The 11,801-nt window shown below is 39.9% G+C and carries 10 protein-coding genes; all 10 read right to left on the bottom strand.

The genetic code is table 11. The features are described from left to right. Nucleotide 1 precedes the first annotated feature (1 nt). The 10 genes from QM956_RS00440 to QM956_RS00485 all read right to left on the bottom strand — a co-directional run bounded on the left by QM956_RS00440 (nucleotide 2) and on the right by QM956_RS00485 (nucleotide 11,713). On the bottom strand, nucleotides 2–1,726 hold the full coding sequence (locus QM956_RS00440; protein WP_414302063.1) for an ABC transporter ATP-binding protein: 1,725 nt from the start codon (nucleotides 1,724–1,726) through the stop codon (nucleotides 2–4). Between the two features lie 60 nt (nucleotides 1,727–1,786). Continuing rightward, nucleotides 1,787–2,725, bottom strand: coding sequence for a peptide-methionine (R)-S-oxide reductase MsrB (msrB, locus tag QM956_RS00445; RefSeq protein ID WP_414302064.1), 939 nt, complete (start codon nucleotides 2,723–2,725; stop codon nucleotides 1,787–1,789). A 303-nt stretch (nucleotides 2,726–3,028) separates the two neighbouring features. After that, nucleotides 3,029–3,898: a homoserine kinase gene (gene thrB, locus QM956_RS00450; RefSeq protein WP_024057159.1), complete on the bottom strand. Its 870-nt coding sequence runs from the start codon at nucleotides 3,896–3,898 to the stop codon at nucleotides 3,029–3,031. 1 nt (nucleotide 3,899) lies between these two features. Continuing rightward, nucleotides 3,900–5,186, bottom strand: coding sequence for a homoserine dehydrogenase (locus tag QM956_RS00455; protein ID WP_045611310.1), 1,287 nt, complete (start codon nucleotides 5,184–5,186; stop codon nucleotides 3,900–3,902). 151 nt (nucleotides 5,187–5,337) lie between these two features. After that, the gene (gene mecA / locus QM956_RS00460) at nucleotides 5,338–6,075 is read right to left on the bottom strand and encodes an adaptor protein MecA (RefSeq protein WP_000782674.1); all 738 of its coding nucleotides are present in this window, start codon (nucleotides 6,073–6,075) and stop codon (nucleotides 5,338–5,340) included. Nucleotides 6,076–6,274: 199 nt separating this feature from the next. Then, nucleotides 6,275–7,309 carry a teichoic acid biosynthesis protein TarQ gene (gene tarQ, locus QM956_RS00465; protein ID WP_173262664.1) on the bottom strand — a complete coding sequence of 345 codons (1,035 nt, stop codon included), beginning with the start codon at nucleotides 7,307–7,309 and terminating at the stop codon, nucleotides 6,275–6,277. Next, nucleotides 7,302–8,771, bottom strand: a complete 1,470-nt coding sequence (locus QM956_RS00470; RefSeq protein ID WP_261020048.1) for an O-antigen polysaccharide polymerase Wzy family protein — start codon at nucleotides 8,769–8,771, stop codon at nucleotides 7,302–7,304. The genes tarQ and QM956_RS00470 overlap by 8 nt, the downstream gene beginning before the upstream one ends. A 15-nt stretch (nucleotides 8,772–8,786) precedes the next feature. Beyond that, nucleotides 8,787–9,773, bottom strand: coding sequence for a glycosyltransferase family 2 protein (locus tag QM956_RS00475; RefSeq protein ID WP_261020047.1), 987 nt, complete (start codon nucleotides 9,771–9,773; stop codon nucleotides 8,787–8,789). A 1-nt stretch (nucleotide 9,774) separates the two neighbouring features. Continuing rightward, a complete protein-coding gene (locus QM956_RS00480; RefSeq protein ID WP_261020045.1) occupies nucleotides 9,775–10,878 on the bottom strand; it encodes a glycosyltransferase in 1,104 nt (367 codons plus the stop codon). Beyond that, the gene (locus tag QM956_RS00485) at nucleotides 10,868–11,713 is read right to left on the bottom strand and encodes a LicD family protein (RefSeq protein ID WP_261020044.1); all 846 of its coding nucleotides are present in this window, start codon (nucleotides 11,711–11,713) and stop codon (nucleotides 10,868–10,870) included. The genes QM956_RS00480 and QM956_RS00485 overlap by 11 nt, the downstream gene beginning before the upstream one ends. Nucleotides 11,714–11,801 lie beyond the last annotated feature (88 nt).

The following is an 11,801-nucleotide window of genomic DNA, read 5'->3' on the forward strand; positions in this document are numbered from 1 at the left end:
GCTAGTCCTCCTTTCCATGTTGGGATGCATTGATTTCACGATAGACTTGACTAGTCTTAATCAAGTCCTCATGCTTGCCGATAGCTAATAGATCACCTTTTTCTAAGAGGAGAATCTGGTCAGCCATCTGGAGTGTCGAAGTCCGTTGAGAAATCAAAATTAAGCTCATATTTGGCAGGTTTTCTCGGATAGCTTTCAATAGCTTGGACTCGGTGATGGTATCCAGTGCCGAGGTCGCATCATCTAGGATGAGAAATGGAGCTTGGCGCAAGACTGCGCGAGTAATAGACAGCCTTTGTTTTTGACCGCCCGAGAAATTTCGCCCTCCTGCCTCAACTAGGGCATCCAAGAGTCCTTCCTTTTCACTGACAAAATCCTTAGCTTGCGCAATTTCCAAGGCCTGCCAGAGTTCTTGGTCAGTTACTTCTTGATCTAAACCTAGAGTCAAGTTGAAACGAATGGTTCCTTTAAAGAGTTCGACCTTTTGGGGCACATAGGCAATCCAAGACCGCCACTCCTCTAAATTACGAGGACTAGATCCATCTCGATAAGGGTAAATGCTCCCCTTGTCTGCTGGATAAAGTCCAAGGATGAGTTGCACCAAACTTGATTTACCAGATCCCGTTCCCCCAATGATACCAAGGATTTGTCCTTGAGTCATATCAAAGGAAATGTTTCTCAGAGAAGGCTGGGCCGCATCTGGATAGGTAAAGGTCAATTCTTGGACTTGTAAAACCTTATCTCGGGTAGCTTGCTTTTGTTCTAACTCTGAATGGATATCCTCTGGAGCTTCGGCAAAGACTTCCTCAATTCGCTTAGCTGAGATATAGGACTGGTTGAGAGAATTTATCAGCATGGCTAGCTTGACCAATTCCACCAAAATCTGTAAGAGATAGTTGATAAGGGCAATGAGAGCACCTTGACTGAGCAATCCTCCTTGAATAGAAATATAGCCTTGCCATATAATGACGAGGAGAGTTCCATTTACAATCAGATAGGTCAGGGGTGTTAATAAACTGGACCAGAAACCTGTTTTTTCTTGTAATCTAGCATAGACTTGGTTAAGGGTTTGAAAAATCTGTAACTCTCGTTTTTCTTGTCCAAAAGCACGAATAACCCGCATTCCTTGTAATTGCTGACGTGTTTCCTGAACCAGTTGATCCGTTTTCTTTCTCAGACTGCTGTAGAGAGGATTAACCAGTCTAGAGAGCCCTACAATAACAATGGTCAAAATGACAACCATGACCAAGAACCAAAGAGTCAGCTCAACTGAGATTCGATAGGCCATAAAAATGGCTCCAAAAACGATAATAGGCGCTCGTAAAAAGAGACGCAGGAATTGATTGATACCAGTCTGAATCTGGTAGGTATCCGAAATCAAGCGAGTGACCAAGCTAGAAGTGGTCAAACGATCTCTGCTGTCCTTGGGCAAGGAAAGAATATGGCGATAGAGGTCACCTGTCAATTCTTTGGCAAATCCAACCGCAGCCTTAGCTGAGTAGAACTGGGCTATTAAGGCTACTACAACACCAATCACTGCAAAGATAAGGAGCAGCCCAATCTGCATCCAGAGATGTCCTTGATTTCTCTGGGGCAAGGATTGGTCAACAATCCCAGCAATCACCATGGGAACCAAGAGCTCAAACACAGCTTCTAGTAACTTGAACAAGGGTGCTAAAATTGATTCCTTGATGTAGGGTTTAAAGTAAGATAATAGGTGTTTCATAAATCCCTTCTATTCGTATTCTGGAAATGAAGAAAGTGGGAAGCACCCACCCTCTCTGATTTATTTGCTTAAGTAAGGTAGTAGATAGCCATATCCTGCTTCTTCCATCTCATCCTTAGCCACAAAGCGCAAGGAAGCAGAATTGATACAGTAACGGAGGCCACCAAACTCACGCGGTCCATCTGTGAAAACATGACCTAAGTGAGCATTTCCTGACCGAGAACGAACCTCGATTCGCTCCATTCCATGACTCATGTCCTTGTAATAATGAATCAATTCCTTGGAAATCGGACGGCTAAAACTTGGCCAACCACAACCTGAGTCAAACTTATCCTTGGCAAAAAAGAGTGGCTCACCTGTCGTGATGTCTACATAAATTCCCTCTTCAAAGGTTTGGTCATAGGCATTGGTAAATGGAGCCTCTGTAGCAGCTTCTTGGGTAACACGATAGGATTCTTCAGATAAACTGCCCTTTAATACCTCTTGACTAGGCTTTTCATAGTTAGAGGCATCAATCAATGGCTTCTCAGCATCGGTCACATCGATATGACAGTAACCTGAAGGATTTTTCTTAAGATAGTCTTGGTGGTAGTCTTCAGCCAGAATGTAGTGGCGTAATTGCTCCACTTCTACTGCAATCTTTCGACCCAACATACGCTCCTGCTCCCGCACCACTGTATAGATAGCTGGCAGATCTACTTCATCTTGGTAATAAATACCAGTACGATATTGGCGACCACGGTCATTCCCCTGCTGGTTAATAGACAAGGGATCAATGACACGGAAATAATAAAGCAAAATTTCTCTGAGTGACACTGCCTTCTCATCGTAAATCACTTGAACCGTTTCTGCATGATCTGTTTCCTTGAGTAGCTGGTAATTTGTCGTTTCGACTTGTCCATTAGCGTAGCCGACACTGGTTGCTAGCACTCCAGAAATGCGTGAAAAATATTCCTCTAAGCCCCAAAAACAACCGCCTGCTAGATAAATTTCTGCCATCTTTATTTCTCCTTTATCAAGTTCTTAACTAATACTCTTCGAAAATCTCTTCAAACCACGTCAGCTTACATCTGCAACCTCAAAACAGTATTTTGAGCTAACTTCGTCAGTTCTATCCACAACCTCAAAACACTGTTGTGAGCTGACTTCGTCAGTCTTATCTACAACCTCAAAGCAGTACTTTGAGCAACCTGCGGCTAGCTTCCTAGTTTGTTCTTTGATTTTCATTGAGTATAAACTTCTTTTCAAAAAAAGGATAGGAAGCCCTCTGGTCGAGAGTTTCCCCATCCTATCTTCTATTCTTTATTTTGCTTCTACACGGACACCTTGGGTATCAACCTTCAAGTCATGAAGTTTTCCTTTGAAAGGTTGCTTTTCCAATTCTGCCTTAATCGTTGGCATCTTGTCATGAGAAGCCAAAACCATAACTGTCGGCCCAGCACCAGAGAGGTAGGTTGCATAGGCACCATTTTCTTTGGCTACTTGCTTAATCGTCGCAAATTCTCTCACCAAGTCCTGACGATAGCGCTCGTGGAAGAGGTCGCCCTCGATTGCTTGCCCAGCGGTCACCATGTCTCCTGCCAACAAGGCTGCAACCGCCACATTGGCGATAGAACTAGCCGCAACAGCTTCCTTGTAAGACAATTTCTTAGGCAAGACACCACGGCTGTCTCTAGTACGCAATTCATAGTTTGGAATGTAGGCTAGGAAATCACACTCTGGGAAGTCTGCTACAATAGCTGAAACTTGTCCATCAACAGAGCTTGCAATAACGAGATTACCATAAATGGCTGGAGCCACATTGTCAGGATGGCCTTCAATCTTAGTCGCTAACTGCAATTTTTCATGGTCTGACAAGTTGAGTTGCCCCAATTGGTTGGCTAGTTCAATCCCAGCAACAATAACCGAGCTGGAAGAACCCAAACCACGCGCCAAGGGAACATCACTGGTCATTTTCAAACGTCTTGGTTGCAAGTCTGGTACAATTTGCAAAGCAATTTTGAGCAAGAGATTGCGCTCGTCATGAGGAATCCATTTGCCAATCTGGTGTTCAATCAGCCACTCATCCCGTTCTTCACAGACCTCAATTTGAAGATACTTGGTTACAGCTACACCGACCGAGTCAAAACCTGGCCCGATATTGGCACTGGTTGCAGGTACAATAATCTTCATCTTATTCTCCTAGCACCTTGAAGGTATTCAAGAGGTCGAATTCTGAAACCTTCTTCAATTCAGCTGAGACATTTTCAAGTTGGGCTTTATTAATCTTGTGTGTTATGATCACAACACGCGCCTTGTCACCATCTTTTCCATCTTGGAGGATTTGCTTGAAGGAAATATCTTGGGCATTAAAGATTTCAGCCAACTTCAAGACCTGACCTTTTGAGTCTGGAGCCAAGATTGAGAAGTAGTAATTTGCTTTAACATCTTCAGGATTTGCCAAGACCAAGTCACGGCTATATTCGTTGAAGTCTTTGCCAATGGTTCCATCATTCAGGCGACGAACGATACGGACAATATCCGCCACAACACTTGTTGCAGTTGGTTTTTGACCAGCACCTGGTCCGTAGTACATAGACTCACCGATACCGATAGATTCTACAAAGACAGCGTTCATTACCCCATTTACACTGGCAAGTGGATGCGCTTTAGGAAGGAAGGTTGGAGTTACTTCTGCAGCAATTCCTGAAGGAGTTTCCTCGATTGAACCAACCAATTTCACTACATAGCCAAGTTCTTGAGCTACAGCTACGTCTTCTGGTGTGATGTTGCGGATTCCTTTGTGGGCTACATCGTCAAATGCAACCTTCATGCCAAAGGCAAATTGGCTCAAAATCACCATCTTGTAGGCTGCATCAATCCCATCTACGTCATTTGTAGGGTCACTTTCTGCAAATCCTAGACGTTGCGCTTCGGCAAGAGCATCATCGTAAGACCAGCCTTCTTCCACCATCTTGGTCATCATGAAGTTGGAAGTTCCGTTGACCACGCCAAGCACGCGCGTGATTTTATCAGAAGCCAAGGAATTTGCCAAGGTACGAAGAATTGGAATCCCACCAGCTACTGCTGCTTCATAGTAAAGTGCTACCTTATTAGCTTTAGCGATTTCTAACAATTCTGCACCATGGACAGCCAAAAGGTCCTTGTTAGCAGTAACAACGTGTTTTCCAGCTTCCAAGGCACGAGTGATAAAGGTTTTAGCTGGTTCGATACGCCCCATCAATTCCACTACGATCGTAATGTCTTGGTCTGATAAAATGTCATCCACATTGGTTACAAAGTTAAAGTCATTCCCTGCTGCAAGCAAGCGATTCTTTTCATCTTCATCCTTGACCAATACCTTAGCAACTTCAATCTCTGAATGTGCTGATTGATTGATTTTTTCTCCATTTTCCTTTAGGAGGAAAGGCACACCACTTGCAACGGTACCAAATCCTAGTAAAGCAATTTTAACTGTCATGTTTGTCTCCTCGAAATTTTCTAATATAGCCATTATAACAGAATTTTGTGAAAATTCCTATCATAGTAATTCACTATTTCAGTATAGAAAAGAAAAAACGAATCAAACGATTCGCTCTTCTCAAAATCTAGAAATAGCTTTCCAGAAATGATTATCCGATTTTTTGCAGATTGAGCACAGCATCGTGATTCATCAAGACTTGGCCATACTCTTGCAAGACTGAACGACTGATGTCACTATCGTCTGCAAACTCGCGCATACGGGCCAAAAGCCACGCTGGATATGGACTTGGATGATTTTCAATATCCACTAGAATGGTCAAATAATAGCGCTCATTCATCTTGTAGAGTTCAGAAGTTTCCATCTCAAAAGTCACTGTCTTGGCAAAAGCCACCAAATCAGCCAACTTAGCAAAAGAAAGGATGTAGTAGATGTAAGGCTCTTTCTTGCTTTCAGCTTCTTGTTCAGCCTGCTCTTCCTCTTCTTCCTTGGCTTCAACTTGCTCTAGAGATTGAATGGCTTCGATATCATCTTTGGTTTTGTCCGCGATGCTTTTTTCTAAAGTTTTAATAAACTCATCTGGCGACATTTGAGCCAATTCTTCCATGTCTGGTAAATCTGATAAATCTTCAAAATCTAGATTTTGGTCAATCTTTGACTTGGTCACAAAGACATCTACCTTATCAGGTTTTGGAGTTACACGGAAGCTCAACATGCCTGTATCTAGAAAGCTATCAGGCATCTCTAACTCGTCCAAGATAGCATAAAAGAACTCTTCTGTTTTTTCTTGAGGAACAAGAAAGTCAGCAATCTCCATTCCTCGATCCATCAAATCTTCTAAAGACATCGTGATTTTTAAAGTAGTATCACTAATTTGTTTCATTTTCATTGCTAGTAACCTCATACTTTCAGTTCTATCTATTATACTAGATTTTTACGATTTTATCAAAAGAAGGCTCCTCTATCAAGCTAGATTTTCCCCAGGGTCTTTCTGTAGCAGACTCTAAAAGAAAATTTCTGATGACAAATAGAAAAAGCCTTCAAAATCGACTCTTAGCCAACTTTGAAGACCTGATACATCAGAATGCTTATAATTTAAAGGTTGCTACACCGAGGATAGAACGATTTAAGTTTCTAAGAATTTGAAGACTTTGTTCAAATTTCTTATAACGAGTCACTCCATACTCTTCAACAAGAAGGACTGTATCTCTTTCCAAAAGAGATGGTACATCTTGTAAATCCACAAAATGCATTCCTTTTAAGGCCTCTTGATTTTGTTTCAATTTATCTAGGATAGCTTTGTTTGAGCTAACGATTGTTAATTCTTGTCCAGCATTTTTGTATGATAGGATATCTGCTAGGTTGGCAATTGTTGTAATCTCTGTTACAAAATCAATTTGATACTGAGAAAAATCACCTGCTCTATTGATGGTTGGATTAAAGAGATAAACCAATACATTTCCCATCACAACCAAAATCACACAAACTACTCCAATAACAGCTAAACGGAGAATCAAGTTCTTCACATTCAATCCAAGCGCTGTCTCACCGTTTGCATTCAATTCTTTAGAGTTGATGGTTTCCAATTTTTCAATTTTTACATTTGCATAAGTGTGTTTAAATTTCTCAATCAATCCATCAATTTTTCGCTCCAACAAGTCATTAGCATCTTTACTTGGTGTCAAAATTTTCACACCAACCCCTGCATCGTCAATCATATAGTAGACAGTTAATTTTTTCCACCAATAATCATTCGTAGAATTTTTCAAGGTTGTTTCTGTCGTATCTAATTCACTAGCAATTTTTTTCAACTCACTCGGCTCTACATCATTGAAAAGATAAGCTCCATTCAAATTCCCATCAATCAATTTCCCGTAGAAATCACTATAGCCACCAATTTGATGATTCAAAATCGTTTTGGCTGAATCTTCTGGAGGAGTGATTTTATAGCTGATATAAGTTGAATAACTTGTTGTGTCTTTGACAGTATTTTTATTCTTAACTGCTTTAATTGTAAATGGTACAGCAATGAGAGCAAATAAAGCGATGAGAGCTAGAATATTTGCTTTTCGTTTTTTATAAAGATTTGCAAACAAATCAGCTACTGAATAATGTTCAAACATGATTTTTTTCTCCTTTGTTTAGTAGATACTGGTTCTCTTTTGTAAGCATTTTCGCTACGAATAGAATCACAAGAACAATTCCCCAGAATTGCATTGTAAATAAATTGAAGAAACTTTCTGAAAAGCTACTTCTTGGCATAAAGAATAGATTATTCAAGATGAGTAGGGACAAGGCAAATAGAATTGTTCTTGAGCGGTAGGCTACTTGCAACATGGCTATAAATAGCATACCGAGTAAGAGACTAAGTAGAAAGACTCCTATCATACCATAGTCTGTATACAACTCCATAATATAACTACTTCCGATACCATGTCCTTTCAAATATTCCTTATTCAAAACAAGATAGGATAGATTGTGGGCATAACTATTACTATCGATAGCTAGCTCTACACTATTGGTTGTATGCTCAAAGGCTTTTCCTCCGAAAATGGCCCCCAAACTCCCCCTTGCAAAATAATCAATAACAGGACCAAAAGTAAAATTGCGTAAATCTCGGTAAGGGAGGCTACTGTTAAATAGAAAGCCTCGAGCCAAAACACCAAAACTGGTTCCTTGTTTATAGATAAAGTCAAGCAGGATATCCCAGAAACCTGAATGGGAAACCTGGACATTATCCCGTACATAATTGAGTATTCCCATCGCTAACATGAGAATAGGAGAACCTACAAAAATCGCTAACTTTTCTTTAAACCCAATCCATTTTCCCTTTTCAGTTTGCTCCCGCATAAAGTAATAAACAAAAGCAAATAAAATACTTAAAATAAAGGGATTTCGTGTCCCGATTGCCAAATGAATGGTGTTGGCTGCAATGAAGGATACCAACACTGCTGTCGCCTGCAATTTCTTTGGCTTGGTTGCCAGATACATACACATTGCGTAGACCGTAAAGGTTGATAAGATATAGGTAAAATAAGGCAGCTTACTTTCAAAATTTGCATAGTAGGCATAGTAGGAAGTCTGCAAGCGATACAAGAGCCGTTCAAATAAGCGAATAAAATAGAAAGGATAGGTTAGAAGAAAAACTCCTAGTGATACAAAGCGTAACCGCTTGATATAAATCTCTTTTATAGAATTTCCTATCTTTGGTACTTTTATGTTCTTCCTAGCTATGAAGTAACGAGCCAGGAGACCTCCTGTGGTCAATCCCAATATCGAAACCATGACGACTATAAAGGCAAAGCGATAGGCTATCGGATGATAGGTATCCAGAGCGCCATCCCTAAAATAATCAATGGTCGGTCTTGATACCAGAAATACAAAAATAGTTAAATAGAAAATAAAATGGATTAAGTAATACTTGATATCATTCCAGCAGGCAATTAAGCTACTAACCAGTAAGAACAATAAAGTAGAAAGCAAGCTAACATTATTATTATTAAACAGATACACAATTCCACTTACTAGCGTCAAGGCATAGCTGACTATGGTCAAACTAAATAATAATCGTTTTCCATCAATCACTTGCTCACCCCCGTTCTAATGTAATTTTTTTGATTTTTCAATATTTTTCAGTAATAAGAATCGGTATAAGGAAATGTTTATGAATAGAGCCAAAGCGCTAATTCTTCTTCCCTTACGAAAAATTGGATTCCTAGCAATAGCAAAGGCATGGCCTTTTAAAAATCGGTGAATCTGAGAATAGGCTTCAAATTTTTTATACTGATCATCTAGTAACATCTTATCCATAATGAAGAAGTGGGCATAGGCCAATCTGAAAAAAGCAACCTCTTTCAAGTCAGAATAGTTTTTCACGACTTCATTGTAAAACTTTTGGTAGATATCAATATAGGCTAAATCCTTCTCTGCATACGGCTTGGTCGTAATGCTATCCCCTCTATGGAAATAGTAATAATAGGGTTTGGTATTAACCACATATTTCTTGGCCAACTTGATTAAATCAAAATGATAATAGGCATCTTCGTAAATCAATCCCTTAGGAAAGGATAGGGCAGTTGCGATTTCTCTCTTAATTAGCTTATTGCAGATCGTTCCAGGTATTTTTTCACCTATGAGGTATTCTCTTAGAAATGTTTGAGAATCACAGACAAAATACTCATCCTGATTGGCTGACTGTGGGCTTTCATCATTAGCATAGACATTCATGACACCACAGCTCGAAACATCCGCATCTTCTTGAATTAATTGCGCATATAAACTCTGAATCATTTCTGGATGGATATAATCATCTGAATCAATAAAAATCAGATAATCCCCATGAGCCTGCTTCATTCCATCATTTCGTGCTTGTGACAAGCCTTCGTTCTTTTTATGAAGCACTGACACCCTATCATCTTGTTCAGCGATTGCATCACACAAGCGACCACTTTCATCCGTTGCTCCATCATCAACAAGAATAATTTCCAGATTTTGATAGGTCTGCTTCTGAATGGAAGCTATCGATTTTTCTAGGTACTGTGCCACATTATAGACTGGCACAATCACACTAATTAATGCAGTTTCCATGCTACTCCTCTAATAGTTTTTCTACTTGTTCGATTTGTTTGGCAATTGTAAATTGTTGAATGAATTGACTAGCCTCATTGACATCGAAGTTTGAGGCAGAAGTCATGTAGTCCGTAATTGCCTGAGCTGCCTCTTGATTGCTCTCAATGATTTGTCCAAATCTTCCTTCTTGGGATAATTCCTCAGCCCCTCCGACGTCAGTTGAGACAAAAGGAAGTCCCAGACTCAAGGCTTCCACATACACTCCAGGAAACCCTTCTTGTTTAGACATAGACAAGAGAACTTTCGTCTGAGATAAATACTGATAAGGATTTTTTTGATAACCAAGGAAATGAACATAGTCCTCAAGTTCATACTCTTTGACCCGTTTTTTCAGTTCCTCTTCCATATCACCTGTACCTATAAAGTAAAGGTGGTAGTTTTTTCCTTCTTGGTGTAATAGTCGTATCACTTCTACTACACGGTCAGAACCCTTATTTTCCTCAATCCGTCCGATAGTACAGATACTTTGAGGTGCAATCTCGATATCGATCTTCTCTTGAGATTTTTCTAGAATAGTCTTAAAATCATAACCATTATAGACCGTCTGTAATTTTGAAGCATAATCTGGGTAGACTTCCTTGATAGAATTACTGGTCTTTCTTGAAATTCCTACAATGGTATCCGCAGTATCCAACTGGCGTCTATGTGATTCCCTTTTTGAGCTATCCTTAAGAAATTCTTCAATACTTCCATGAATCCAAGATATCTTCTTGACTTCTTTTCTTTTAGAGAACAACAGTGGTGGATTCATAATAGTAAAAGAAACTTCAACATCATAGTCATCTCTTACAAGCAAGCGACGAGTCAATCTTGGAAAATAAATTCTCATTCTCCACAAAAGAGCTCGTAACCATCTGGCTTGGCGGTAATCCTGAAGAGATTTTAAAATGCATACATGTTTAGGAACAGATTCGTATCCCTTGTCAAAGTGCTCCATTTCAAGAATATCAATATCATACTTTTCTGGATTCAGATTTGAAACAATGGTAGATAGAATCTTCTCTGCTCCACCCCCGAGAGAAAAAGACCACATAAAAAATAATATTTTTTTCTTAGCCACCATATTCTCCCTTGTATTCTGTATAAGACTTATCCATATCAGCGATAACAGCATCATGATGTGGTAACTGCTTGTCTGCTGGTGGAGGTGTCATGTAGTCTCCAAAAGCAGTGCTGAGATAGGCATCATAGCCAACTGGAATGGGCATCTCTGTCTCTTCAAATGGCAAGAAAAGATTATCCTCAAAAGATTCGATTAGGTACTTGTTTCTCATGTAACCAGGACCCGAGCATAATTCCGTGATTCCATCGCTCTCAGCTAGACTGTACTTGGTCATTTCTTTTTCAGCTTTTTTCCAAATGCGATAACGGAGTGATTTTGGCGTCAAACCGAGTAAAATGCGACTTCCCCATTTCATAAGTGCACCATGTTTTTCTGGAATAGTTTGCGCACAAAAAAGAGAATAAATCAAGGCCCAACGAACCTGTTTTTTCCGCTCAGCTGGATTTTTAGGATAATAATCCAAAGGCAACACATCCAAGGCCAGACCATGTGGCAATTCTAAATCCTGCTGATAAGGTTTAATGCAGGTCGTTTCCTTGTCACGAATGGTAATAAAAAGATTGCGGTCGACAAAATCCTTGTTACTCTTCGACAAGAAATAACGCTCATCTGCATAACGAGGCCATAATTCTGCTAATTTTTCATAGTCCTTACGGGGCATAAAAAAGTCTAGGTCGTCGTCCCAAGGAATAAACCCCTTGTTTCGAAGGGCGCCAATAGCACCTCCTCCACAGAGATAACAAAGCAAATCATGTTCCTTGCAAAAAGCCACAAAATATTCAGCCATCTCCAGACTTCGAGCCTGAATTGCTTTTAAATCAGTCATATTGTTCATTATTCTTTCTATCGTATCGTTCCATTATACCACAAATAAGGGATGAAAATCTATTGCAGACTGTAAAAAATCAAAGCCTGACTGCTAG

Source organism: Streptococcus mitis (genome assembly GCF_047460035.1).
GTDB classification, from domain to species: domain Bacteria; phylum Bacillota; class Bacilli; order Lactobacillales; family Streptococcaceae; genus Streptococcus; species Streptococcus mitis_DW.